The sequence below is a fragment of the Streptomyces sp. NPDC058335 genome, assembly GCF_042723915.1.
Classification (GTDB): Bacteria; Actinomycetota; Actinomycetes; order Streptomycetales; family Streptomycetaceae; genus Streptomyces.
The window spans coordinates 78,895-104,179 of the sequence record NZ_JBHXHX010000004.1 but is presented as its reverse complement, the minus strand read 5'-3'; the positions used below and the strand labels follow the sequence as shown (position 1 = coordinate 104,179).

The window sequence follows — 25,285 nt, the reverse complement described above, 5'->3', positions numbered from 1 at the left end:
GCGGCTCCCCTTCCTGTTGAACGCTGTTGAAAGGTGCACGCCCGTGTCCCTCACCCGCAGACAGGTCACCTCCGCGGCCCTCGCCGCCCTCCCTCTCGGGGTCGCGGCCACCGGCACCGCCCAGGCCGCGCAGCGACCCCGCACCCTCTACATCGCCGGTGACTCCACCGCCGCCCAGAAGTTCGCCGACGCCGCGCCCGAGACCGGGTGGGGGATGGCGTTGCCGTTCTTCCTGCACAAGGACCGGCCCGTCGCCAACCACGCGGTGAACGGCCGGAGTTCCAAGAGCTTCGTCGACGAGGGGCGCCTCGACGTCGTTCTCGCCTCGATCCGGCCGGGGGACTTCCTCCTGATCCAGTTCGCGCACAACGACGAGAAGACCACCGACCCGGCCCGCTACACCGAGCCCTGGACGACGTACCAGGACCATCTGCGGCTGTACGTCGACGGAGCGCGTTCCCGAGGGGCGCGGCCCGTGCTGGCGACCCCCGTGGAGCGCCGCCGGTTCGACGCGGGCGGCAACGCCCTTCCCACCCACGGCGACTACCCGGCGGCGATGCGTGCGCTCGCCGCGGAGGAGGACGTCGCGCTGCTCGACCTCCAGGCGCTGTCGCTGGAGCTGTGGCAGAAGCTCGGGGTCGAGGAGACCAAGAAGTACTTCAACTGGACCGGCACCGAGCAGGACAACACGCACTTCAATCCGCCGGGCGCGATCGCGCTGGCCCGGCTCGTCGCCGCCGAGCTGCTGCGCCGCCGGGTGCTGTCGGCGCGCGACGTGCGCCGGCTCGACACGCAGATCCCGGAGTCCTGGATCACCTGGCCCCCGGCCACCGCGTAACCCCTCTCCTCCTTTCCTTCTCCCTCCTCGAATTCCTCGAAAGAGAGCCGCACAATGAATGCACAGAGATGGCATGGGCATGCCACAAAATCGGCCGTCGTGGTCGGCTGCACCGCTCTGGCCATGACGGTCACCGGCACCACCGCCCAGGCGCACTCCCCCCGTGACGTCGCCCGGCAGACCCTGCCGGCCAACGACGGCTGGGCCGCGTACGGCACCGGCACCACCGGCGGTGCCGCCGCCGACGCCGAGCACGTGTACACCGTCACCACCTGGGCGGAGTTCAGGTCCGCCCTGGAGGCCGGCGGCAGCGCACCGAAGATCATCAAGGTCAAGGGCACGATCGACGCCGTCTCCGAAGGATGCGACGCCTTCGCCGCGCCCGGCTACGACTTCGACGCCTACCTCGCCGCGTACGCGCCGGAGGTGTGGGGGCTCGACACCGACCTGAGCGCCGAGCCCGCCGACAGCCCCGAGGGCCTGCGGCGCACCTCCGCCGCCAACCAGGACAAGGCGATCAAGGTCAACGTCCCCGCCAACACCACCATCATCGGCGTGGGCAGGAACGCGGGCATCAAGGGCGCCAGCCTCCAGATCAAGGCCGTCGACAACGTGATCATCCGCAACATCGCCTTCGAGAGCCCCATCGACTGCTTCCCGCAGTGGGACCCCACCGACGGCTCGAAGGGCAACTGGAACTCCGAGTACGACACCGCCGTCGTCTACGGGTCCACGCACGTGTGGCTGGACCACAACACGTTCACCGACGGCTCCCACCCCGACAGCGCCGCGCCGACCTACTTCGGCATGCTCTACCAGCAGCACGACGGCGAACTGGACATCGTCCGCGGCTCGAACTACGTCACCGCCTCCTGGAACGTCTTCACCGAGCACGACAAGACGATCCTCATCGGCAACAGCGACAGCGAGTCCACCGCCGTGGGCGACCGGGGCAAGCTGAAGGTCACCTTCCACCACAACCTGTTCTCCAAGCTGGTCGAGCGCGCGCCCCGGGTCCGGTTCGGGCAGGTCGACTCCTACAACAACCACTTCGTCGCCGACGCCTCCTACGCCTACAGCTTCGGCATCGGCAAGGAGTCCCAGCTCGTCGCCCAGCACAACGCGTTCACGCTGCCCACCGGCGTCAGCGCGGCGAAGGCGCTGAAGAAGTGGAGCGAGGCGCCGGTCACCGCCGACGGCAACTACGTCAACGGCAAGCCCGTCGACCTGATCGCCGTGCACAACGCGGAGATCCCCGCCGAGACCCTCCAGTCCGGCGCTGGCTGGACGCCCACCCTGCGCACGAAGGTCGACCCGGCGAAGGCCGTCCCCGGCATCGTCACCGGCCGGGCCGGCGCCGGAAAGATCTGCTGACCCCACGACCGTACGGGCCGGGGCCCCGCCGCCCCGGCCCGCGCCATCCCACCCACGCGAGGCCCCGGGTCCCCGTCCCACGAGCCGCACCATCCCACCCACGCGAGGCCTCAGGTCCCCGTCCCACGAGCCGCGCCATCCCACCCACGCGAGGCCCCAGGTCCCCGTCCCACGAGCCGCGCCACCCCACCCACGCGAGGCCTCAGGTCCCCGTCCCACGAGCCGCGCCCCCAAGGAGCACCCGCATGCCCTCGCCCCACGTCCAACCGCCCCTGTCCAGAAGAGGTTTCCTCCTGGCGAGCGCCGGGGCGGGCGCCGCCCTCGGTCTGTCGGCCGGCCCCGTCCGGGCGAACACCCGCCGGCCGTTCGGCCGCTTCGGCTCCCCGTCCGCCCGCCTCACCCCGGGGACCCTGTACGTCGACGCGCGCGGACGCGGTGACCACACCTCCGTCCGGGACGCCGTGGCCGCCGCCACCGGCACCGGCCGCACCCTGGTCCTCGCCCCCGGCACCTACCGGGAGACGGTCGCCGTCGACGCCACCCGCACCGAGGCGACCTGGATCGGTGCCTCCGAGAACCCCGGCGACGTCGTGATCGTGTTCGACAACGCGGCCGGCACCCCCAAGCCCGGCGGTGGGACCTACGGCACCACCGGCTCGGCCACCACCACCGTGCAGGCCGACGGCTTCACCGCCCGCTGGATCACCTTCGCCAACGACTGGCTGCGCGCCGACCATCCCGGCATCGCCGGCACCCAGGCCGTCGCGATCAAGGTCCAGGGCGACCGCTCCGCCTTCCACCACTGCCGCTTCCTCGGCCACCAGGACACCCTCTACGCCGACTCCATGGCGCTCGGCACCTTCGCCCGGCAGTACTTCTCCCACTGCTACGCCGAGGGCGACGTCGACTTCGTCTTCGGCCGGGGCACCGCCGTCTTCGAGCACTGCCACTTCCGGACCCTGAACCGCACCGACCTGGCCGCCGCCCCGTACGGCTTCGTCTTCGCCCCCTCCACGGCCGGCGCGAACCCGCGCGGCTACCTGGTGACCCGGAGCCGCGTCACGAGCGAAGCCCCGGACGGCCACTACAAACTGGCCCGTCCCTGGGTGCCCAGCTCCGACACCACCGCGCGCCCCATGCTCACCGTCCGCGACACCCATCTCGACGCCGGCATCGACGCGGTCGCGCCCTACACCAACATGTCGGCCTCCTTCCCCTGGCAGAACCAGCGGTTCGCCGAGTACCGCAACTCCGGACCCGGCGCGGTCATCACCGTCCCGGAGAACCGGCCCCAACTCACCCCGGAGCAGGCCGAGTCGGCGACCCGGACGGCGCACCTGGGCGACTGGGCGCCGTGGAAGGAGAGCTGCTGACATGCGCAGGCGCACCCTCCTGGCCGGCCTCACCGCGGGCCTCGCCGCCACCGGCACCCCCGCCCTCGCGGCCGGCCCGGTCACGGGAGGCCGCCGTGTCCTGCACGTCCGCCCCGGCGACTCCGTCCAGGCCGCGGTGGACACGGTCACCGGGCCCGGCTGGACGATCGTCGTGCACCCCGGCACCTACCGCGAGGTCGTCACCGTCCCCGCCGACAAGGCGGACCTGACCCTGCGCGGCGCCTCCCACGACCCGCGCGCCGCCGTCCTCGTGTACGACAACGCCAACGGCACGAAGAAGCCCGACGGCACCACGTACGGCACCGCCGGCTCCGCCACCTTCACCTCCGCCGCCCCCGGCCTCACCGTCCGCGACCTCACCCTCGCCAACGACTGGCTGCGCGCCGACCACCCCGACATCACCGGCACCCAGGCGGTCGCCGCCTACGTCACCGGGGACCGTTCCCGCTTCGACAACGTCCGCTTCCTCGCCCACCAGGACACCCTCTTCGCGGACACCACCGCCCTGGACGCCTTCGACCGGCAGTACTACCGCCGCTGCCACATCGAGGGAGACGTCGACTTCGTCTTCGGCCGGGCGCGGGCCGTCTTCGACGACTGCCGCTTCCACACCCTCCAAAGGGACGTCGCCTTCACCCCCAAGGGCATGGTCTTCGCCCCGGCCACCGCCCGCGCCAACCCCTACGGCTTCCTCGCCGTCCGCGGCCGGTTCACCTCCGGCGCCGAGGACGCGGCGTACAAGCTGGCCCGGCCGTGGGTGCCGTCGTACGAGACGACCGCCTGGCCCTCGCTCGTCGTGCGGGACTCCTGGATCGGCCCCGGCATCGACCCGGCCGCCCCGTACACCGACATGCGGGAGGCCTACCCCTGGCAGACCATGCGCTTCCGCGAGTACGGCAACGCGGGCCCCGGTGCGGTGATCTCCGAGCCGGACAACCGGCCGCAGCTGACGCCGGCGGAGGCGGCCGTGCACACCCGGCGCACCTATCTCGAGGGCTGGAGGCCGTATGAACGGCCGTGAACCGGTGGGCCGGCGGGCGTTCGTGGTCGGGACGGGGGCGGCCCTGCTGGCCGGCCAGGCAGGTGTGGCTCGGGCGGCGGTCACCGACGGCCCGCTGCCCGACTTCCACCCCGCCCTCAAGGACGCCCTCACCTTCCCGCTCGCCTGGGGAAACTCCCCGATCCGGGACTTCCGCGCCTGGCGCCGGGCGGCTCGGGCCAAGGTCGAGGAGTCACTGCTCGTCGACCGGGAGGACGGGACCCCGTACGCCCCCGAGTTCCAGCTGCGGACCGAACAGGACGGCTACACCGCCGAGTTGGTGACGCTCTCCCTCACCCGTCACGAACGCGTCCGCGCCGCCCTGCTCACGCCGCACGGGCCGGGCCCCTTCCCGGCCGTGCTCCTCCTGCACGACCACGGCGCGAAGTTCGACATCGGCAAGGAGAAACTGGTCCGGCCCTGGTACGACGGAGCCCGGCTCGCCTCCGCGCAGGCCTGGACGGAGAAGTACTTCAGCGGCCGGTTCGTCGGCGACGAACTGGCCCGGCGCGGATACGTCGTCCTCGTCGCCGACGCCCTCGGCTGGGGCGACCGCGGCCCCCTCGCCTACGACCAGCAACAGGCCCTGGCGAGCAACTTCTACCACCTGGGCTCCTCCCTGGCCGGGCTCATGGCCCGTGAGGACGCCCGCGCCGTCGGCTTCCTCGCCCGGCTGGAGCGCGTGGACCGGCGGCGGATCGCGGCCGTCGGCTTCTCCATGGGCGCCTTCCGGGCCTGGCAGGCGGCGGCGCTCACCGACGGCCTCGCCGCCACGGCCGCCGTCTGCTGGATGACCGGACTCAAGGAGATGATGGTCCCCGGCAACAACACCCTGCGCGGGCAGTCCTCCTACTACATGCTCCACCCGGGACTCCCCCGTCACCTCGACTTCCCCGACGTGGCGAGCATCGCCGCACCCAGGCCGATGCTCTTCGTCAACGGCGGTCTCGATCCGCTGTTCCCCGCCGACGGCGTCCGCGTGGCCCACGAGAAGCTGCGCGCCGTCTGGCGCTCCCGCCACGCCGAGGAGCGGTTGCACCTGCGGACCTGGCCCGACCTCGGCCACGTCTTCGTCGACCGCATGCAGGACGAGGTCTTCGGCTGGCTGGACCGCGTCCTCTGACCCCCCACTCCCAGGGATCTCCCCGTCCCCGTCCCATGAGTGATCCCCCCACCCCACGAGCGAAGGACCCGCACTCCATGTCTCGTCGCACCGCTCTCCCCGCCCTGGCCGCCCTCGCCCTCGGCGTCGGCCTCGCCGTCCTCCCCACCCAGGCGCAGGCCGCCACCGTCGTGGTGAGCAACTCCACCGACCTCTCCAACGCCGTCAAGAACGCCACCGCCGGCACCGTCATCCAGGTCCGCGGCGGCACCTACTACCCGACGGCCACCCTCCAGTCCACCGCCAACGGCACCTCGTCCGCGCCGGTCACCCTCACCGCGTACGGCTCGGAGACCGTGAAGATCGACGGCTCGAACCTTCCCGCCGGCGGCTGGATCCTCAAACTGACCGCCGACCACTGGAACGTCTCGAACCTCACCTTCCAGAACTCGCCGGACAGCGCGGTCGTCTGCCAGTCCTGCACCGGGACGAACTGGAACAACATCAAGACCATCAACGGCGGCGACTCCGGCTTCACCCTCACCGGCGACGGCACGGTCGGCAACACCGTGCGGAACATCGACAGTTACGGCCACTACGACGCCGCGGGCCACGGCGAGAACGCCGACGGCATCGCCGTGAAGTTCGGCTCCGGCACCGGCAACCTGATCACCGGGGCCCGCCTCTACAACAACTCCGACGACGGCCTCGACTTCTGGTCCTTCTCCTCGCCCGTCACCGTCGAGCACACCTGGGCCTTCGGCAACGGCGCCAACCGCTGGTCCGACTCCGCCTTCGCGGGCGACGGCAACGGCTACAAACTGGGCGGCGACGGCGAGGTCGTCGCCCACGTCATCAACAACTCGGCCGCCTGGGGCAATGCCGGAAACGGTTTCACCGAGAACTCCAACACCGGCGCCATCAGCATCAACCGCACCACCTCCTACGCCAACGCCAAGTGGGGCTACTACTTCGCGACCGGCTCCGCGAAGCTCGGCAAGAACCTCGCGGTGAGCAACGGCGGCGGCCAGGTCAACAAGGGCTCCAAGGTCACCTCGGCCGGCAACAACTGGGACTCCGGTATCGCCACGCCCGCCTTCCGCTCCACGGACGCCTCGAGCACGTACAACGCCCGCCAGTCCGGCGGCGCGCTGCCCGCGACCACCTTCCTGACCACGGGCAGCACCACCATCGGGGCGACGATGAACTGACCGCCGCGAAAGTTTCGGCCCCTTTTCGCACGGTCCGGCAACCTTTTCCGGCCATGGCGGCGACTGGAGTGCGGAAACGGGCCGGAGCGGACCCTCCGGCGCGTTTCCTCTCCCTCCCCCTCAGGAAAGGAACGCCCCGTGCGTTTGAGCACCGGACGCCACCGCAGGACGGGCACCCTCTCGATCGCCGCCGCGGTGGCCCTCGCCTCAGGGGCGGGCGGCGTCTACCTCGGCCTGACGAACGACGGCGCCCAGGCCGCTTCGGCGACGGTCACCGTGTCGACCACCGCGCAGTTGGAGGCGGCCGTGAAGAACGCCGCCGCGGGCACCGTCATCCAGGTCCGCGGCGGCACCTACCGCCCGACGGCCGCGCTGAAGTCCACGGCCAGCGGCACCGCCACGAACCGGATCACGCTCCAGGCGTACGGCAGCGAGAAGGTGAAGATCGACGGGTCCAGGCTGCCGGCCGGTTCCTGGCTCGCCGGGATCCACGGCAGCTACTGGACCGTGCAGAACCTCACCTTCCAGAAGTCCCCGGCCCAGGGCTTCGTCGTCACCTCCTCCACCGGGGGCGTCTTCAGGAACCTGGTCACCGCCGACAACGGCGACACCGGTTTCACGCTGCGCGGCGACAACACCGTCGGCAACCTCGTGCAGAACCTCGACAGTCACGGCAACTACGACGCCGCCGGACACGGGCAGAACGCGGACGGCATCGCCGTCAAGTTCGGCTCCGGGACGGGCAACCGGATCACCGGCGCCCGCCTCTACAACAACTCCGACGACGGCCTCGACCTGTGGCAGTTCTCCACGCCGATCACCATCGACCACGCGTGGGCCTTCGGCAACGGCAGGAACCGCTGGAGCGACGTGGCTTTCGAGGGCAACGGCAACGGCTTCAAGCTGGGCGGCGGGGGCGTCGTCGTCGCGCACGTGGTGAACGACAACGCGGCCTGGGACAACGCCCTGAACGGGTTCACCGAGAACTCCAACACCGGCGTGATCGTCCTGAACCGCAACACGGCGTACGCCAACGCGCAGGCCGGTTTCTTCTTCGCGACCGGCGAGGCCCGCCTGGCCCGCAACCTCGCCGTGGGCAACAAGGGCGGCCTGTCGAAGCTGGGTTCCGCCACGGTGTCCGCGGCGAACAACTGGGACGGCGGCGTCAGCACCCCGGCCTTCAGGTCGAAGGACGCGACGACGGCGTACGGAGCCCGCAGGGCGGACGGGGCGCTGCCGGCGACGGCGTTCCTGACCACCGGGTCCACCACGATCGGCACCACCATGAACTGACCGGGCAGCCGAACGCCCCCGCCGGTGACCGCCGGCGGGGGCGTTCTTCCGTGCGGGCCCGAGAGGGGCTCGGGCCCGCAGGTCCATGCAGTCGAACGACGTGCCCGTGTCGACGACGTGGTTCTCGCCATCGTCGGTGTAACCGAAGGCGCGTGAGCTGTTTCTCGTGCGTGATCGAGGGAGGGTCGACCCGCCTACGTGTACGTGATGTCGGACGGCGAGAACTTGCAGGTCTTGCCGTCGGCGCCGGTGCCCAGCTCGGTGGGCTCCTTGCCGGTGTTGTTGCCCGTGAAGCGGACGCAGGTCTTCGTCTTCTTCTTGGTGTCGCCCTGGATGCGGATCTTCGACAGGGTCGCGGTGTCGCCGTAGTTGGCGTTGACGCCGACGATGGTCTTCAGGGGCGCCACGATGTCGATGTCGCTCAGCACGATCGTGCGCTTGTACTGCGTCTTGCAGTTGCCGCAGGAGCGGACCAGCTTGCCGGAGTTCTCCACCCGGAAGCCGGTCACGGTCAGCGTGCCGGCGCCGTTGAACTGGAGCACCTTGTCGGCGCCGTTCTTCGCGCCGCCGCCGATGACCTTGTACACGGACGAGGCGGACTTGCCCTTGAAGCTGGCGGCGTCCTCGCCGACGTCCAGCCACCACACGTTCTGGAGCGTGCAGGAGCCCTTGCAGTGGACGCCGTCGGCGCCCGGCGTGCCGATGATCACGTTCTTCAGGACGGCGCCGTCGGCCAGTTCGAAGATCGGGTCCTGGCCCTCGTCCTGGCCGCTGCCGCCCAGTGCACCGGCGCCGGAGAACTTCGTCAGCTTGCCGTCGTAGGTGCCCGTGACCTTGATGGTCGAGGACACCGCCTTGCTGCCCTTGGCCGTCGGCCAGGTCGACGCGGCGCCCGCGGACGAGAGCATCGTCGTGGTGACGATCGCGGCTCCGGAGATGGCGAAGGCGGCGGAGCCCGCGATCAGCGCACGCCGCTTGGTGACCCTGCGGCGGTGCCGGACGCGCGGTTCTGCTGGTGCAGTCATGTACCGATTCCTCAAGTGGGTGGTGACTCTTGCGCCTTGTGGTCGTCACCGGTGAGGAAAGGGTTGCCGCTTCGCCGAAATTTTTTTCGCCACGAGATCTCTGCGGCCGCCAGGGCTTCTACGAGTCGCCCTCGTCGTCGTCCTGGGCCGCGAAGTCGCCGCCCACGGAGCCCTTCTGGCCGTCGGCCGCGCCGACCACCGCGTAGCTGTCGTCCTTGGCGTCCCGGCCGCCGCGGTCGTGGTCGTACTGCCCGGCGAACACCCACTCGCCCTTGGGGACCGTACGGCCCTCCTTGAGCACCCAGGTGTAGACCAGGAAGTCGTCCCTCTCCTCGACCGTGAACGTGAAGTCGCCCTCGGGCAGCGAACGCCAGGCACCCGCCGAGGACACCCCGCCGGTCTGCGCGACCTTCAACTGCACGGTCAGCTCCGTGAGTTGCCGGGCGGCCTTGAGTGTCACATTGCTCTGCGCCCAGAAGTCGTTGCTGTGCGGGTCCACCGAGCCGTCCGACCAGAGCGGGCCGTCCTCGGTGTCGTCGACGGCCGGCAGCAGGCCCGGCGCGGACGCGGAGGGCTTGGCCTGCGCCGACTTCGACGGCGAACTGCTCGGCTCGGCCTCGTTCCGCCCGCCGCCGCCCGAGCTGGGCGTCGCCTTCGGCGAGGCCGGCGGGCGGCTCGTCGCGTCCGGGGACTCCACCATCGGCGGGACGGCGACCGACTGCTGCTGCGGCGGTTCGTCCTTCACCGCGGACGCCACCGCGTAGCCGCCGACCGCGAGCATGCCCGCGACCGCGGCCGTGGCGCTCACGATGCGCGCCCAGCCCCACAGGACCGGACGCGTCGACCGGTGACCGCCGGGCCGTTCCTGCTCCACCATGCCGCGCTCGATCCGGGCGAGGATCCGCTCACGGTTCGGCTCGTACGCCTCGGCCGCCCCGTGCAACCGGGCGCGCAGCTCGCCGTGCACGTCCCGCTGCATCGTCATCGGTCCCTTCCTCCGGCCTCACCCGTGCGCGCCGCCATCACGGCGTGCACCTTCCGCGGACCCCCTGTGGCGCCGAGCAGCTTCTGCAACTCGGCCATTCCCTTCGAGGTCTGGCTCTTCACCGTACCCACCGAGACGCCCAGAGCGAGCGCGGTGTCCTTCTCCGAGAGGTCGAACGCGTGCCGGAGCACTACGCAGGCCCGTTTGCGGAAGGGGAGTCTACGCAGCGCCGACTGGACGTCCACAACGCCCGCGACGTCCGGATTCTCTGTCTTCTCCTCGCGCTGCGACCAGAACAGGGCGATCCTGCGGCGCTCGCGGACCGCGCTGCGGATCCGGGTGCGGGCCAGATTGGCCACGACGCCTCGCGCGTACGCCACCGGGTGATCGGCCGCGCGCACGCGGTCCCAGCGGTGCCAGAGCGCGAGCAGCGCGTCCGCCGCCAGATCGTCGGCCGCGTCCGCCTCGCCGGTCAACAGATGGGCGAGCCGGGCCAGTTCGGCGTGGTGGCGTTCGAAGAAGGCATGGAACTCCACGGAGGCGGCGTCGTCGACGACTGTGCCCACGGGTGACCTCTTCTCGGTGCGGAATCAGCACCCCGACGGGGGTGGATGCTGTGCGTGTCATGTGAATGACATGGGGATGTCCCGGGGAGGTGGTCGGGACGAGATCCGGAAGCGTAGCAGTGATCAACCGCTTGTTCGGTACAGGGGTTCGAACGACGTATGGCCGACCGAACCCCGATTCCGTAACACGGTGAAAACCTGAACCGGGTTCAACGGGGGAACAATCCAGCCAGCATCCGCACACTGATCACCAGGTCACGAGGAGTGTCCGTCATGTCCGAAACGCAGAAGGTGGCCGATCGGCCGAGTCCCCCGCCCCGGGCGGTGAACAGCGTCGACCGGTTCTTCAAGATCTCCGAACGGGGGTCGACCTTCGGCCGGGAGATACGCGGCGGCTTCGCCACGTTCTTCACGATGGCCTACATCCTTGTCCTGAATCCCATCATCCTGGGCAGCGCCAAGGACAAGTTCGGGCACCAACTCGACGCCGTCCAGCTCACCACCGCCACCGCCCTGGTGGCCGCCGTCATGACGATCATCATGGGCGTCGGCGGCAACCTCCCGCTCGCCCTCGCCGCCGGGCTCGGCCTCAACGCCGTCGTCGCCTTCCAGATCGCCCCGCTGATGAGCTGGGACGACGCGATGGGCCTGATCGTCCTCGAAGGCCTGCTGATCTGCGTGCTGGTGGTGACCGGCCTGCGCGAGGCCGTCATGCACGCCATCCCGCAGCCGCTGAAGCAGGCGATCAGCGTCGGCATCGGCCTGTTCATCGCCTTCATCGGCTTCGTCGACGCCGGCTTCGTCAGCCGCATCCCCGATGTCGCCGGCACCACCGTCCCGGTCCAGCTCGGCGCCACCGGCACCCTCGGCGGGTGGCCGATCCTCGTCTTCTGCCTCGGCGTGCTGCTGACCATCGGACTGCTGGCCCGCAAGGTCAAGGGTGCCATCCTCATCAGCATCGTGACGATGACGCTTCTCGCGATCGTCATCGACTCGATCGCCGACATCAAGTCCTGGGGCCTGACCACGCCCGCGTGGCCCGACAAGCTCGTCGACACCCCCGACTTCGGACTGATCGGGCACTTCAGCCTGTTCGGCGCGTTCGGCGAGACCACCGTCATCACGGTCGTCCTGCTCGTCTTCACGCTGATCCTGTCCGACTTCTTCGACACCATGGGCACGGTCGTCGGCATCAGCGCCGAGGCGAAGCTCCTCGACGACGAGGGCAAGGTGCCCAACCTGGGCCGCGTGCTGCTCATCGACGGCGCGGCGGCGGTCGCGGGCGGCGCGGCCTCCTCGTCCTCCGCGACCTCCTACATCGAGTCGGCGGCCGGCGTCGGAGAGGGCTCGCGCACCGGGTTCTCCAACCTGGTCACCGGCGGCTTGTTCGCCCTCGCCCTGTTCCTGACCCCGCTGCTCACCATCGTCCCGCTCCAGGCGGCGGCGCCCGCGCTGGTCGCCGTCGGCTTCCTGATGATGACCCAGGTCAAGTCCATCGACTGGGACAAGTACGAGATCGCCATCCCCGCCTTCCTGACCATCGCCGTCATGCCGTTCACCTACTCGATCACCAACGGCATCGGCGCGGGGTTCCTCGCGTTCGTCGTGATCAAGACGGTGCTGGGCAGGGCGAAGGACGTGCACTGGCTCATGTGGGGGGCCTCGGCCCTGTTCGTCGTGTACTTCGCGATCGACCCGATCGAGCAGGTGCTGGGCGTCAAGTGAGGGACGCTGCGCGATCGGCCGCGGTGCCGTGCCGATCGCGCGGTGCCTCGCGCCTCGGGCGCGCTAGCTGATCGCCGCTTGCATCATCGCCTTGGCCACCGGTGCCGCCAGGCCGTTGCCGCTCACCTCCGAGCGGGCCGCGTTCGACTGTTCCACGACCACTGCCACGGCGACCTCCTTGCCGTCGGCCTTGGCGTACGACGTGAACCAGGCGTACGGCGTCTGGCTGTTGTTCTCGCCGTGCTGGGCCGTGCCCGTCTTGCCGCCGACGGTCGCCCCGTCGATACGGGCGTTGGTGCCGGTGCCCTCCTCGACGACCGTCTGCATCGCCGACTGCAACTGCTGGGCGGTGCCGGAGCTGACGACCTGCGTGGTCGAGGCCTCGTCGTCGTAGTCGGTGAGGACGTTCCCGCCGCCGTCGGTGACCTGGGAGACCATGTGCGGCGACACCAGCTTGCCGCCGTTGGCCAGGGCGGCCGACACCATCGCCATCTGGAGGGGGGTGGCGGTCACGTCGAACTGGCCGATGCCGGTGAGGGCGGTCGACGACTCGTCCATGCCGGAGGGGTAGACGCTCGGGTAGGCCCGCACCGGCACGTCCTGCGTCTCGTCGTCGAAGCCGAACTTCTCGGCCGTCGCCCGCAGCTTGTCCTGTCCGAGCTGGACGGCCATGTGCGCGAAGACGTTGTTGCAGGAGTACTGGAGCGCGACCCGGATCGTGGCGTCCTCGCAGGGCGCCGAAGGGTTCTCGTTGCTCAGCACCGTGGTCGTGCCGGGCAGGGTGTACGGGTCGGTGCTGTCCGTCTTCTCGTCCACCGACGAGTAGAGCCCGTCCTCCAGCGCGGCCGCCGCCACGACCAGCTTGAACGTCGACCCCGGCGGCAGCGGCTGGCGCAGCGCCCGGTTGGTGAGCGGCTTGTCGGCGTCAGCGGTGAGCTTCTTCCAGGCCGTGCCCGCGGTGTTGGCGTCGGTGAGCGAGGACGGGTCGTACGACGGCGTCGACACCACCGCGAGGATCCTGCCCGTCGCCGGGTCGATCGCGACGGCGGCGCCCTTCTTGTCGCCGAGCGCGTCGTACGCGGCCTTCTGCACGTCCGGGTCGATCGTGGTGATCACGTTGCCCGGGTCGGCCCGCTCGCCCGTGACCGTGTCCACCACGGTCTTCAGCCGGGTGTCCGTGCCGTTGAGCAGGTCGGCGTAGATGCCCTCCAGCTGCGTCGGGGCGTAGGCCTGCGAGGCATAGCCCGTGACCGCGGCGTACAACTCGCCGTCCGTGTACGTGCGTCTGTACTTCAGGTCGCTGTCCGGCGTGGCCGCTGAGCCGGTGACCGCCTTTCCGGCCACGATGATGTTCCCGAGCGGCTCCGCGTACGTCTCGATCGCGTTGCGCCGGTTGTCCTTGTCGTCCGCCAGCGCCCGGCCTTCGTAGAACTGCACCCAGGTCGCCCGGACCAGCAGGGAGAACACCAGCAGCAGCGCGAACACCGAGGCGCGCCTGATCGTCTTGTTCATCGCGATCAGACAGACGAACGGGATGAACGCAATCGTTCCCATCCGCCCGGATTTCTCATCGAGCGTTCATGAAGTCCGCCTCGTGCGCCACGGTCCTCGTGCGCTCGTGCGCTCGTGCGCCACGATCACGGCCCGGGAGCGTCCTCCAGGACCAGGACGACCTCGTCGATCTCCGCACCGCGCGCGTGGGCGTACCCGGTGGCCCGCGCGCTCAGCCGGAATCCGCACTTCTCCAGGACCCGCCGGGAACCTGCGTTGTCCTCCGCCGCGCGCGCGTGGAGCGGGCGTTCGGAGACCTCCGCGAGGAGGACTCCCAGCGCGGCCGTGGCGATGCCGCGGCCCCAGTAGGCGCGGTCGACCCAGTACGTGACCTCGCGCTCGCCCGGTTCGCCGTAGACCGCCGCGCTGCCCACCACGTCACCGTCGGCCAGGATCGCGCGCACCACGTCGGTGGAGGCGCGAATCCGTCGCCAGTGGGCGTCGAAGGCGTCCCGGTCGGCCGGGTCCTTCGGGGTGAACGCGGCCATCCGCAGGGACTCGGGATCGTTCATCTGCCGGTAGAACACCGGCAGATCGCTGTCATGGACCGGGCGCAGGGCGATCTGCATGCCTCAGAGCCTACGGGTCGCCAGGGTCAGCCGGTCACGCGCGTCGAACAACGCGTCCTTCACCATCTGCTCGTGCGCGGGCGTCAGCCGGGCCACCGGCACCGAGCAGCTGATCGCGTCCCGCGCGGGGGTGCGGTAGGGGATCGCGACGCCGAAGCAGCGCAGCCCCAGCGTGTTCTCCTCGCGGTCCACGGCGAAGCCCTGCTCACGGACCTGGTGCAGCTCCTCGATGAGCTTCTCGCGGTCGGTGATGGTGTGCTCGGTCAGCGCGGGCAGCGTCTCCGGGAGCATCTTGCGGACCTGCTCGTCGCTGTACGTGCTCAGCAGCGCCTTGCCGAGGGAGGTGGAGTGGGCCGGCAGCCGGCGGCCGACCCGGGTGAAGGGGCGCAGATAGTGCTGCGACTGGCGGGTGGCTAGGTACACCACGTTGGTGCCGTCCAGCCGCGCCAGGTGGATGGTCTCGGTGGTGTCGTCCGACAGCCGGTCCAGTGTGGGACGGGCGGCCGCGACCACCTCGTCGCCGTCGATGTAGGAGGTGCCGACCAGCAGCGCCCGTACGCCGATGCCGTACCGCGTGCCCGTCGCGTCCGTCTCCACCCAGCCCAGCTCCACCAGCGTGCGCAGCAGCATGTAGAGGCTGGACTTGGGATAACCGACGGCCTCCTGGACCGACGCGAGGGAGTGCATACCGGGGCGGCCGGCGAAGTACTCGAGCAGTTCAACCGTCCGCACCGCGGACTTGACCTGCGCCCCGCCCCCCGTCTCGCCAGCCGACATCGCCCTTGACCCCTTCGTTCGACGGGAAATAGTCTCCAACAGCATATTCATCATCAGAGACAGCGTTCAGTATATCGAACGTCCCTGGTGGTGAGGTAAGTACAGCGGCATTGCGATGCGGCGACGAACGTGGAGGGACCCGCGGTGGCAGCAGCACCAGTCTGGAGTGTCGACCCCCGAACCGGGAAGCAGCGTGAACAGGTTGCGGTCGAGGCCACGGCCCAGGAAGTGGACTCCGTCGTCCGCGCCGCGCACGGTACACGGGCGGCGCTCGCCGACCGCACCGTCCGCACGGCCTTCCTGCGCACCGCCGCGGACCGGCTGGAAGCGGCCAGGGACCAGCTCGTCGAGGTGGCCGACGCCGAGACCGCGCTCGGCCCGGTCCGGCTGACCGGCGAACTCGCCCGCACCTGCTACCAGCTGCGCGCCTTCGCCGACATCGTCGAGGAGGGTGCCTTCCTCGACGTCGTCATCAACCACCCCGACGACACGGCGACCCCGCCGGTGCCCGACCTGCGCCGCTACAAGGTGCCGCTGGGCGTCGTCGCCGTCTACTCGGCGTCCAACTTCCCCTTCGCGTTCTCCGTCGCCGGCGGCGACACCGCGAGCGCGCTGGCCGCGGGCAACCCGGTCGTCGTCAAGTCCCACCCCGACCATCCGGGCCTGTCCGAGCTGGTCGCCAAGGTGGTCCGCCGGGCCGCCGCCGAGCACGGCATCCCCGAGGACGTGCTCGGTCTGGTGCACGGCTTCGAGGCGGGCGTCGAGCTGATCAAGCACCCGCTGATCGCCGCCGCCGGCTTCACCGGGTCCATCCGGGGCGGTCGCGCGCTGTTCGACGCGGCGGCCGCACGGCCCGTACCGATCCCCTTCCACGGCGAGCTGGGCTCGCTCAACCCGGTCGTCGTGACCGAGGCAGCCGCCGCCGAGCGCGCGGACGCCATCGGGACCGGCCTGGCCGGCTCGATGACGCTGGGCGTCGGACAGTTCTGCGTGAAGCCGGGCCTGGTCCTCGTGCCGTCCGGCGCGGCCGGTGACGGCCTCGTCAAGTCGCTGACCGACGCGGTCAGCGACACCGACGCGGGCGTCCTGCTCGACCACCGCATGCGCGACAACTTCCTCGCCGGTGTCGCCGAGCGGGCGCAGCTGCCCGAGGTCGAGACGCCGGTCACGCCCGGAGCGGGCGGCGAGCACACCGTGAGCGCGGGCTTCCTGACGGTTCCGGCCGGGAAGCTCACCGACGAGGGGGCGTACGACCTGCTCCTGGAGGAGTGCTTCGGCCCGGTGACCGTGGTGGCGCGCTACGACGACGACGACCAGGCGCGGTCCGTCCTCTCGCGGCTCCCCGGCAACCTCACCGCCACCGTGCACCTGTCGACGCAGGAGGCCGCCGGCGAGGGCCGCGGCGCCGAGATCCTCGCGGAACTCACCCCGCTCGCGGGCCGCGTGCTGGTGAACGGCTGGCCGACCGGCGTCGCCGTGGCCCCCGCGCAGCACCATGGCGGCCCCTACCCGGCGACCACCTCCACCTCCACCTCGGTGGGCGGTACGGCCATCGAGCGCTGGCTGCGCCCGGTCGCCTACCAGAACACCCCCGAGGCCCTGCTGCCGCCCGAGCTGCGCGACGACAACCCCCTCGGCGTGCCCCGGCGCTTCAACAACCACCTCGAGCGCTGACCGGCACCGGGCGACAGAGAGAATCTGGGAAACTCTGAGCATGGACCTCGAACTCGCAGAACTCCCCTTCCCGTTGCGCACCTACGGGCCCGACGGGCACTGGAGCTACGAGGACGGGGTCCTCACCGGATGGGCCGGTCCCCGCCAGGACCGGTTCGTCCCGCCCACCGCGGAGGCGCTCGACCCGGCCGCCGACGCACCCCGGCTGCTGGGGGCGCCCGAGGGCGACTTCCAGTTCATCGCCCGGGTGACCGTCGGCTTCAACGGCGGCTTCGACGCCGGGGTGTTGTACGTCCATGTCGGCGAACGGGCCTGGGCCAAGCTCTGCCTGGAGTACTCCCCGGACGTGCCCACTGTCTGCACGGTGGTCACCCGCGGCCACTCCGACGACGCCAACTCCTTCACCGTGGACGGAAGTTCGGTCTGGCTGCGAGTCAGCCGCACCGGCCGGGCCTTCGCCTTCCACGCCTCCCGCGACGGCAAGCACTGGATCTTCGTCCGGCTGTTCACGCTGGGCGACGAGAAGGAGACGGGCGCGGCCCTCGTCGGCTTCATGGCGCAGGCGCCGATGGGCGAGGGGTGCGTCGTCACGTACGACCACCTGGAGTTCCGCCCGAGCTGGCCGGACGACCTCCGCAACGGCAGCTGACCGGGGCCGCTCCGGAACCGGACCGGTGGGCGGCACGTCCACCGACCGGTGGGCGGCGATCCGCACCCCGAGCGGCGATCACCACCTCCTCCTGCGTTTCTTCGGTGAGCGGGGAATGAGGCCGACCGTTTGAACGTTCACATACTCGGCGGAGGGAGTCTCCGTACCCGTGGACCTGGAGAGAGCCGAGACATGCGCGTCGAGATCTGGAGCGACATCGCCTGCCCGTGGTGCTACGTGGGCAAGGCCCGCTTCGAGAAGGCGCTCGACGCCTTCCCGCACCGTGACCAGGTCGAGGTCGTGCACCGCTCCTTCGAGCTGGACCCCGGCCGCGCCAAGGGCGACGTCCAGCCCGTGCTGGCCATGCTGACCAAGAAGTACGGCATGAGCGAGGCCCAGGCCCAGGCCGGCGAGGACAACCTCGGCGCCCAGGCCGCCGCCGAGGGTCTCGACTACCGCACCCGCGACCGCGACCACGGCAACACCTTCGACATGCACCGCCTGCTGCACTTCGCCAAGGAGCACGGCCGCCAGGACGAGCTGATCCAGCTCCTCTACCGGGCCAACTTCGCCGAGGAGCGGTCCCTGTTCGGCGAGGGCGACGACCGGCTCGTGGAGCTGGCCGTCGAGGCCGGCCTGGACGCCGACGCCGCCCGCACGGTCCTCGCCGACCCGGCCGCCTACGCCGACGAGGTCCGCGCCGACGAGGCCGAGGCCGCCCAGCTCGGCGCGAACGGCGTGCCCTTCTTCGTCCTCGACCGCACGTACGGCGTCTCCGGCGCCCAGCCCGCCGAGGTCTTCGCCCAGGCCCTCACCCAGGCCTGGGGCGAGCGCTCTCCGCTCAAGCTCGTCGACCAGGGCGACGCCGAGGCGTGCGGCCCCGACGGTTGCGCGGTACCGCACGTACCGCAGCACTGAGACGCCGCGGTGCCGAAACATGCAGGTGACGGCGGATCCATAAGCGTTCCTTAGGGAAACCGCGTAAGAATTCGCAATGGACTTCGACTTCCGTGGGCCGCAGAGTGGAGCCATGGAGACCTTCGAGACCCTCGTCCGCGCCGAGTTCGCCCCGAAGAACACCTACCTGAACACCGCGAGCAACGGCCTGCTCCCCGCCCGTACCGTCACCGCCCTGCACGAGGCGGCGCTGCTGCGGGCCGAGGGCAGGCCGCTGACCTCGTTGTACGAGGACGTGGAGGCCAGCCGGGCGGCGTACGCCCGGCTGGCCGGCGTCCCGGTCACCCGGGTCGCGGCCGGTGCCTCGGTCGCCGCGCACACCGGCGTCATCGCCGCCTCGCTGCCGGCGGGCGCCGAGGTCCTCACCGCCGAGGACGACTTCACGTCCGTGCTGAACCCGTTCCACGTCCGCGGCGACCTCAAGGTCCGCGCGGTTCCGCTGGAGCGGATCGCCGAGGCCGTCCGCCCAGGCACCGCGCTCGTGGCGGTCAGCGCCGCCCAGTCCGCCGACGGCCGGATCGCGGACCTGTCCGCCCTGCGCGAGGCGGCCCGCACCCATGGAGCGCGCACCTACGTCGACTTCTCCCAGTCGGCCGGTTGGCTGCCGATGGACGCCGACGCGTACGACTACTCCGTCTCCGTCTCGTTCAAGTGGCTGCTCGGCCCGCACGGGGCCGCCTTCCTCGTCGTCCCGGAGGATTTCGGGGGGCTCACGCCGGTGCTGGCGGGATGGGTCGCCGCCGAGGTGCCGTGGGACAGTTGCTACGGACCCGTCGCCGAACTCGCCCACTCGGCACGGCGGTTCGATCTGAGTCACGCCCTGTTCACCTACGCCGGGCTGCGCCGCTCCCTCGATCTCATCGAGGAACTCGGGGTCGCCGCCGTACAGGCCCACGACCTGGCCCTCGCCGACCGGTTCCGGGCCGGGCTCGTGGCACTCGGCCACGAGCCCGTGCCCGCACCGGGCTCGGCGATCGTCTCGGTGCCCGGACTCGGAGTCCGGCAGCCGGAGTTGAGCCGCGCCGGGATCGAGGTCTCCAACCGCGCGGGCAACCTGCGTGCGGCCTTCCACCTGTTCAACACGACGGCGGACGTGGACCGGCTGCTGGACGTGCTGTCGGGCTGAGCACACCGAGTGCGCTGGACGGGACTGCTCAGCGCACCGGCGTGAGGTTCCTCGCCCCGATGCTGTGTCGGCCGGGGGGGGCGACCCTCGGGGCCCCGGCCGGGTTCAGCGCACCGGCGTGAGGTCCCTCGCGCCGATGCTGTGTCTTCCGGGGGGCGACCCTCGGGGCCCCGGCCGGGTTCAGCGCACCGGCGTGAAGTCCCTCGCCCCGATGAACTCGGGTCGCCGCACGGGTGCCGCGAACGGCTCGACCGCCGCGTTCTCCACGCTGTTGAACACGATGAAGACGTTGCTGCGCGGGAACGGTGTGATGTTGTCGCCGGACCCGTGCATGCAGTTGCAGTCGAACCAGGTCGCCGATCCGGCCCGGCCGGTGAACAGCTTGATGCCGTACGCGGACGCCATGTCGGTCAGCGCCTCGTCGGAGGGCGTACCCGCGTCCTGCATCTGGAGCGACTGCTTGTAGTTGTCCTTCGGCGTCGCCCCGGCACAGCCCAGGAACGTCTTGTGCGAACCCGGCATGATCATCAGGCCGCCGTTGGTGTCGTGGTTCTCGGTGAGCGCGATCGAGACGGACACCGTGCGCATCCGGGGCAGACCGTCCTCGGCGTGCCAGGTCTCGAAGTCGGAGTGCCAGTAGAAGCCGGAGGCGCCGAAACCGGGCTTGACGTTGATCCGCGACTGGTGGACGTACACGTCCGAGCCGAGGAGCTGCCGGGCCCGCCCGACGACCCGCTCGTCGCGCACCAGCCGGGCGAAGACCTCGCTGATCCGGTGCACCTCGAAGACGGACCGGATCTCCTTGGTCCTCGGCTCGACGATGGAACGGTCGTCGGCCCGGATCGCCGGGTCGTCCACCAGACGGTCCAACTCCCGCTTGTAAACGGCTACTTCGTCATCTGTGAGGAGCTGGTCGACGGCGGCGAAGCCGTCCCGCTCGAACGACTGGAGGTCGAGTGGCTCGAACGGGCCGGGCGCGTCCGGGGCGCCCCAGACGACCGGGTCCTGGCGGGGGACGGTCACCTCGGTGGCGCCGCGGCTGGGATAGAGATCGGTGACGTGGGTGCCGGTGACAGTGGTCATGGGGATGTCACACCTCCTCGGGCTCGGTGAGCAGGGGATAGACGCCGTTCTCGTCGTGGTCCTCCCGTCCCGTGACGGGCGGGTTGAACACGCAGATGCAGCGGAAGTCCTCCTTGACGCGGAGCGTGTGCCGCTCGTGCCCGTCGAGGAGGTACATGGTCCCGGGCGTGATGGTGTGCGCCAGCCCGGTCTCGTGGTCGGTGAGTTCGGCCTCGCCCTCCACGCAGACGACGGCCTCGACGTGGTTCGCGTACCACATCGACGTCTCCGTGCCCGCGTACAGGATCGTCTCGTGCAGGGAGAAACCGACCCTCTCCTTGGCCAGGACGATGCGCTTGCTCTCCCAGGTGCCGGACGCCGACCTCACATGCCGGTCGGTGCCTTCGATGTCCTTGAACGAACGGACGATCACGGTGTTGCGATCCCTCCTCGATAGGTGGTGCGCCTGGGGGTTCAGGCGGTTTCGGGTACGGCGACGGTCTCCCGTACGGCGCGGGCGAGGATGCTCATGCCCTCGTCCAGTTCCTCGGGCGTCACGGTGAGCGCCGGCAGCAGCTTGACGACCTCGCTCACGGGGCCGGACGTCTCGATCAGCAGCCCGAGTTCGAAGGCGCGGTGCGCCACCCGCCCGGCCCGCTCCTTGTCGTGGAACTCCAGACCCCACACCAGGCCGCGGCCGCGGTACTCCTTGATGTCGGCGAGGTTCTCCTCGGTGATCGAGATCAGCTGCTGCTCGATCTGCTCACCGCGCTTGCGGGTCTGCTTCTCCATCGCCGACCCGTCGGCCCAGTACGTCTCGAGCGCGGCGGTGGCCGTGACGAACGCCGGGTTGTTGCCGCGGAAGGTGCCGTTGTGCTCGCCCGGCTCCCACACGTCCAGCTCGGGCTTGAACAGGCACAGGGACATGGGCAGGCCGTAGCCGCTGATGGACTTGGACACGGTGACGATGTCCGGGGTGATGCCCGCCTCCTCGAACGAGAAGAAGGCACCGGTGCGCCCGCACCCCATCTGGATGTCGTCGACGATCAGCAGCATGTCCTGCCGCTCGCACAGCTCGGCCAGCGCCCGCAGCCACTCGGGCCGCGCCACGTTGATGCCGCCCTCGCCCTGCACGGTCTCGACGATCACGGCGGCCGGCTTGTTGAGCCCGGAGCCCTGGTCCTCCAGGAGCCGCTCGAACCACAGGAAGTCCGGGACCTGGCCGTCGAAGTAGTTGTCGAACGGCATCGGCGTGCCGTGCACCAGCGGGATGCCCGCCCCGGCCCGCTTGAAGGCGTTTCCGGTGACGGCGAGCGAGCCGAGCGACATCCCGTGGAAGGCGTTGGTGAACGACACGATCGCCTCGCGCCCCTTCACCTTCCGCGCCAGCTTCAGCGCGGACTCCACGGCGTTGGTGCCGGTCGGGCCCGGGAACATGACCTTGTACGGCAGGTCACGCGGCCGCAGCACCAGGTCCTGGAAGGTCTGGAGGAAGGTCCGCTTGGCGACGGTGGACATGTCGAGCCCGTGGGTGACGCCGTCACGCATCAGGTAGTCGATCAGCGCCCGTTTCAGTACCGGGTTGTTGTGGCCGTAGTTGAGCGACCCGGCACCGGCGAAGAAGTCGAGGTACTGGTGTCCGTCCTCGTCGTGCATCCGGCTGCCCTGTGCCCGGTCGAAGACGACGGGCCAGCCGCGGCAGTAGCTGCGCACCTCGGACTCGAGGGTCTCGAACACGCTGAGGTCGGGCTGGGTGATGGTCACGGCGAAAACGCTCCTCGTTGCGGTGGGGGAGTCGTGCGGAGGTCGGCGATGGGGATCCCGGGTGCCCGGGGGTGGCTCAGAGGGAGGTCAACGGGCCGATGCGGTAAAGGACCTCGGGGTCGTGCGGGCCGTCCGGGAACAGTCCCGTGTCGAACAGGACCTCGCGCGTGACCTGCGCACCGTGCCGGGCGGCGTAGGAGGTGAACAGCCGCTCCGAGGCGGCGTTGCCCGGCGTAATCGTGGTCTCGACGGTGGTGAGCGGGCGCTCGTCGGCGACCCGCGCGGTCAGCCCGTCGAGCAGCGCGGCGGCCAGGCCGCGGCCGCGGTAGGCGCCGTCGACCGCGACCTGCCAGACGAGCAGCGTCTCCGGCGCCTCCGGACGGACGTACCCGGTGACGAACCCGACCGGTTCGCCGCCCTCGGCGCGCGCCACCGCCGAGGTGCCGGCGAAGTCCCGGCACCACAGCAGATAGCTGTAGGAGGAGTTCAGATCGAGCGTCCCGGATTCCTTGGCGATTCGCCAGAGAGCGGCCCCGTCCGCCACCGAGGGGCGGTCGATACGCAGGTCTGCTTGTGTGGCAGTCATGCGGATTGAACTTACCGAGAGAAATTCAAAAATGCATGGAGAGGTGGCGATGGTTTGGTGATGCCCTCGTGGCCAGGGGGTGCTTCATCCCGTTTTGCACCGCGCAAAATGGGGCGAACTATCACCCCTGTGCAATGCGTCACGCGTCCGTAATGCGCTCGAAAAATCCCTGTGTTTAGGCCCGGGGGATCCGGGCAGAAGAACTCGGGAAAGCTATCCCGAGAAAGGGTGGGGAAAGAGCGAGAGGGAAATGTGGAGAAAGGGTCTGCGGAATTACCTTGAATTCAGGCTCCGGTAACCCCGTCGATACGCTCCCGCAGAATGTCCGCGTGACCGTTGTGCCGCGCGTACTCCTCGACGAGGTGGATCAGCACCCAGCGCAGACTGACCTGCGTCCCGGCGACCGGCCCGTCGGCGATCCGCCCGGTGTCGTCCAGTGAGCGCCCCGCGGTCAGCTCGCGCCCCCGCGCGATCTCCCGCTGCCACACCGTCAGCGCCTCCCCGAGCCCCCGCTCGGGGCTGAGGACGTACCCGGTGGGCTCCTCGAACACGGGCGGTACGTCGAGTCCCGCGAACACCCGCTGGAACCAGTTCCGTTCCACCTCGGCGAGATGCTGGACCAGGCCGAGCAGGGTGAGGGGGGAGGGCTCGGCCGAGGCCTGCCGGACCTGGGTGTCGTCCAGGCCCGCGCACTTCAGCTTCAGGGTCGCGCGATGGAAGTCGAGCCAACTGTCGAGCATGGCCCGCTCGTCACCGGTCATCAGGGGGACGGCACGGCCGTCGGGGAGAGTGGTCATGCGGCGAGCATGGCAGGCAGCACTGACAGCCCGGTCACGTGCGCGACCCGGTCGCCCCGCCCCGGATCACACCGCCCCGACGCCCCTCCTCACCGCCAGGCCTGCTCCGCCGCCCGCAGCGCGCCCGTCAGGTCCACGTCCAGGCCCCTCTCCACGAGCGCCGCGCCCAGTGCCGTCACGCTGCTGCGGACCGCGCCCGGTGTCGCGTCCGCCCCGTAGTGGTTGACCCGGATCATCTCCTTGGCCAGCGCGCCCCCGCCCGCGGCCAGCGGCAGCGCCGGGTCGCTCGCCAGTGCCCGCGCCACCAGCTCCGAGGCGACGACACCCGTCGGCGCCCTCAGCGTCGTGGCGACGGGCGCGGCCTCCCGCGCCTCGTGCACGTACGGCTCCAGCCCGGCCCTCAGCGCCACCGCACCCGCGCGGGTCGCGGCGGCGGCGGACGCGTGCCGGGCCATCACGGTCTCCAGGCCCTCCGCCTCGATGCGCTCCACGCACGCTTCCAGCGCCAGCATCTCCAGCTGCGCCGGAGCGTGCAGCAGCGCCTTGCGGCCGCCGTCGACCCACCGCTCCTTCCAGTCCAGCAGCGACAGGTAGGAGCGGCGCGGCGCCTTGGGGTTCGCCGCCATCCGGGCCCACGCCCGCTCGCTCACCGACACCGCCGACACGCCTGCCGGGCCGCCCATCGCCTTCTGCGCGCCGATCACGCACAGATCCACGCCCCATGCGTCCGGCAGCACCGGCTCGGCGCCCACGGAGGCCACGGCGTCCAGGTAGAACAGCGCGCCGTGCTCCTTCACCACCTCGCCGATCTCCGCGACCGGGTTGGTGTTGCCGGTGGCCGCCTCGGCGTGCACCAGCGACACGAAGCCGATCTCCGGGTGCTCGGCGAAGGCCGCGCGGATCTGCTCGGCGCTGACCGCCGTGTGGAAGGGCACCGCGAGGTCGATCACCGTGGCGCCGCAGTCCCGCAGCCAGTCGCCGAAGGTCTGCCCGTAGGGACCGGTGATCACGTTCAGCGCGGTCGTGCCCGGCCCGGCCGTCCCGCGGATCGCGCTCTCCAGCGGCAGCAGCGCCTCGCCCTGCATGATCACGACGTCCTGCCGGGTGTCCAGCAGCCGTGCCACCCGGTCCTCGATCGAGGCGAACCGGGCGGCGTTCAACGGAGCGAGATCCAGGAAGGGGTGGGTCACGGCGGTGCTCTCTTCACTCACGGGGTAAGGG

The 25,285-nt window shown here is 70.5% G+C and carries 24 protein-coding genes; 12 read left to right on the top strand and 12 right to left on the bottom strand.

Going from position 1 to position 25,285, the window contains the following annotated elements; translation table 11 throughout:
* Positions 1 to 43: 43 nt before the first annotated feature.
* The 7 genes from ACFWJX_RS08490 to ACFWJX_RS08460 all read left to right on the top strand — a co-directional run bounded on the left by ACFWJX_RS08490 (position 44) and on the right by ACFWJX_RS08460 (position 8,251).
* Entirely contained in the window at positions 44 to 838 is a 795-nt protein-coding gene (locus ACFWJX_RS08490; RefSeq protein WP_383238753.1) for a rhamnogalacturonan acetylesterase, read from the top strand.
* A gap of 54 nt (positions 839 to 892) precedes the next feature.
* Positions 893 to 2,212, top strand: a complete 1,320-nt coding sequence (locus ACFWJX_RS08485) for a polysaccharide lyase family 1 protein (RefSeq protein WP_383238750.1) — start codon at positions 893 to 895, stop codon at positions 2,210 to 2,212.
* Between the two features lie 245 nt (positions 2,213 to 2,457).
* The gene (locus tag ACFWJX_RS08480) at positions 2,458 to 3,585 is read left to right on the top strand and encodes a pectinesterase family protein (protein WP_383238747.1); all 1,128 of its coding nucleotides are present in this window, start codon (positions 2,458 to 2,460) and stop codon (positions 3,583 to 3,585) included.
* Position 3,586: 1 nt separating this feature from the next.
* Positions 3,587 to 4,627, top strand: coding sequence for a pectinesterase family protein (locus ACFWJX_RS08475; protein ID WP_383238744.1), 1,041 nt, complete (start codon positions 3,587 to 3,589; stop codon positions 4,625 to 4,627).
* Positions 4,614 to 5,768 carry a dienelactone hydrolase family protein gene (locus ACFWJX_RS08470; protein WP_383238741.1) on the top strand — a complete coding sequence of 385 codons (1,155 nt, stop codon included), beginning with the start codon at positions 4,614 to 4,616 and terminating at the stop codon, positions 5,766 to 5,768. Before ACFWJX_RS08475 ends, ACFWJX_RS08470 begins: the two co-directional genes overlap by 14 nt.
* A gap of 77 nt (positions 5,769 to 5,845) precedes the next feature.
* A complete protein-coding gene (locus tag ACFWJX_RS08465) occupies positions 5,846 to 6,958 on the top strand; it encodes a chondroitinase-B domain-containing protein (protein ID WP_383238738.1) in 1,113 nt (370 codons plus the stop codon).
* A 138-nt stretch (positions 6,959 to 7,096) separates the two neighbouring features.
* Positions 7,097 to 8,251, top strand: coding sequence for a right-handed parallel beta-helix repeat-containing protein (locus ACFWJX_RS08460; RefSeq protein WP_383238735.1), 1,155 nt, complete (start codon positions 7,097 to 7,099; stop codon positions 8,249 to 8,251).
* Between the two features lie 194 nt (positions 8,252 to 8,445).
* Here ACFWJX_RS08460 and ACFWJX_RS08455 read toward each other — a convergent pair whose 3' ends face one another.
* The 3 genes from ACFWJX_RS08455 to ACFWJX_RS08445 form a co-directional block, all read right to left on the bottom strand.
* Positions 8,446 to 9,276, bottom strand: a complete 831-nt coding sequence (locus ACFWJX_RS08455; RefSeq protein ID WP_383238733.1) for a pectate lyase — start codon at positions 9,274 to 9,276, stop codon at positions 8,446 to 8,448.
* 118 nt (positions 9,277 to 9,394) lie between these two features.
* A complete protein-coding gene (locus ACFWJX_RS08450; RefSeq protein ID WP_383238730.1) occupies positions 9,395 to 10,261 on the bottom strand; it encodes a hypothetical protein in 867 nt (288 codons plus the stop codon).
* On the bottom strand, positions 10,258 to 10,827 hold the full coding sequence (locus ACFWJX_RS08445; protein ID WP_383238727.1) for a SigE family RNA polymerase sigma factor: 570 nt from the start codon (positions 10,825 to 10,827) through the stop codon (positions 10,258 to 10,260). The genes ACFWJX_RS08450 and ACFWJX_RS08445 overlap by 4 nt, the downstream gene beginning before the upstream one ends.
* Before the next feature lie 273 nt (positions 10,828 to 11,100).
* Here ACFWJX_RS08445 and ACFWJX_RS08440 point away from each other — a divergent pair, with 273 nt between their 5' ends.
* Positions 11,101 to 12,552 (top strand): NCS2 family permease, encoded by a 1,452-nt coding sequence (locus ACFWJX_RS08440; protein ID WP_383238724.1) that lies wholly within the window; start codon positions 11,101 to 11,103, stop codon positions 12,550 to 12,552.
* A gap of 63 nt (positions 12,553 to 12,615) precedes the next feature.
* On the opposite strand, the gene ACFWJX_RS08435 is transcribed toward ACFWJX_RS08440, so the two are convergent.
* The 3 genes from ACFWJX_RS08435 to ACFWJX_RS08425 all read right to left on the bottom strand — a co-directional run bounded on the left by ACFWJX_RS08435 (position 12,616) and on the right by ACFWJX_RS08425 (position 15,449).
* Complete coding sequence (locus ACFWJX_RS08435; protein WP_383239680.1) at positions 12,616 to 14,064, bottom strand: peptidoglycan D,D-transpeptidase FtsI family protein; 1,449 nt, start codon at positions 14,062 to 14,064, stop codon at positions 12,616 to 12,618.
* Between the two features lie 125 nt (positions 14,065 to 14,189).
* Positions 14,190 to 14,672, bottom strand: a complete 483-nt coding sequence (locus tag ACFWJX_RS08430) for a GNAT family N-acetyltransferase (protein WP_383238722.1) — start codon at positions 14,670 to 14,672, stop codon at positions 14,190 to 14,192.
* A 3-nt stretch (positions 14,673 to 14,675) separates the two neighbouring features.
* Positions 14,676 to 15,449: an IclR family transcriptional regulator gene (locus tag ACFWJX_RS08425; RefSeq protein WP_033283195.1), complete on the bottom strand. Its 774-nt coding sequence runs from the start codon at positions 15,447 to 15,449 to the stop codon at positions 14,676 to 14,678.
* Between the two features lie 144 nt (positions 15,450 to 15,593).
* Here ACFWJX_RS08425 and ACFWJX_RS08420 point away from each other — a divergent pair, with 144 nt between their 5' ends.
* The 4 genes from ACFWJX_RS08420 (at position 15,594) to ACFWJX_RS08405 (ending at position 19,855) form a co-directional block, all read left to right on the top strand.
* Positions 15,594 to 17,123 (top strand): aldehyde dehydrogenase (NADP(+)), encoded by a 1,530-nt coding sequence (locus tag ACFWJX_RS08420; RefSeq protein ID WP_383238719.1) that lies wholly within the window; start codon positions 15,594 to 15,596, stop codon positions 17,121 to 17,123.
* A 40-nt stretch (positions 17,124 to 17,163) separates the two neighbouring features.
* Positions 17,164 to 17,772, top strand: a complete 609-nt coding sequence (locus ACFWJX_RS08415) for a DUF1349 domain-containing protein (RefSeq protein ID WP_383238716.1) — start codon at positions 17,164 to 17,166, stop codon at positions 17,770 to 17,772.
* A 192-nt stretch (positions 17,773 to 17,964) separates the two neighbouring features.
* The gene (locus ACFWJX_RS08410; protein WP_383238714.1) at positions 17,965 to 18,690 is read left to right on the top strand and encodes a DsbA family oxidoreductase; all 726 of its coding nucleotides are present in this window, start codon (positions 17,965 to 17,967) and stop codon (positions 18,688 to 18,690) included.
* A gap of 112 nt (positions 18,691 to 18,802) precedes the next feature.
* Complete coding sequence (locus tag ACFWJX_RS08405; protein ID WP_383238711.1) at positions 18,803 to 19,855, top strand: aminotransferase class V-fold PLP-dependent enzyme; 1,053 nt, start codon at positions 18,803 to 18,805, stop codon at positions 19,853 to 19,855.
* 180 nt (positions 19,856 to 20,035) lie between these two features.
* On the opposite strand, the gene thpD is transcribed toward ACFWJX_RS08405, so the two are convergent.
* The 6 genes from thpD to ACFWJX_RS08375 form a co-directional block, all read right to left on the bottom strand.
* Complete coding sequence (gene thpD, locus ACFWJX_RS08400; RefSeq protein ID WP_383238708.1) at positions 20,036 to 20,938, bottom strand: ectoine hydroxylase; 903 nt, start codon at positions 20,936 to 20,938, stop codon at positions 20,036 to 20,038.
* Positions 20,939 to 20,945: 7 nt separating this feature from the next.
* On the bottom strand, positions 20,946 to 21,350 hold the full coding sequence (locus ACFWJX_RS08395; RefSeq protein ID WP_150470364.1) for an ectoine synthase: 405 nt from the start codon (positions 21,348 to 21,350) through the stop codon (positions 20,946 to 20,948).
* Between the two features lie 41 nt (positions 21,351 to 21,391).
* Entirely contained in the window at positions 21,392 to 22,681 is a 1,290-nt protein-coding gene (gene ectB, locus ACFWJX_RS08390) for a diaminobutyrate--2-oxoglutarate transaminase (protein ID WP_383238704.1), read from the bottom strand.
* 76 nt (positions 22,682 to 22,757) lie between these two features.
* Positions 22,758 to 23,267: a diaminobutyrate acetyltransferase gene (ectA, locus tag ACFWJX_RS08385; RefSeq protein ID WP_383238701.1), complete on the bottom strand. Its 510-nt coding sequence runs from the start codon at positions 23,265 to 23,267 to the stop codon at positions 22,758 to 22,760.
* A 284-nt stretch (positions 23,268 to 23,551) separates the two neighbouring features.
* A complete protein-coding gene (locus tag ACFWJX_RS08380; RefSeq protein ID WP_383238699.1) occupies positions 23,552 to 24,064 on the bottom strand; it encodes a DinB family protein in 513 nt (170 codons plus the stop codon).
* Between the two features lie 89 nt (positions 24,065 to 24,153).
* The gene (locus ACFWJX_RS08375) at positions 24,154 to 25,254 is read right to left on the bottom strand and encodes a pyridoxal-phosphate-dependent aminotransferase family protein (RefSeq protein WP_383239677.1); all 1,101 of its coding nucleotides are present in this window, start codon (positions 25,252 to 25,254) and stop codon (positions 24,154 to 24,156) included.
* Between the last annotated feature and the right edge of the window lie 31 nt (positions 25,255 to 25,285).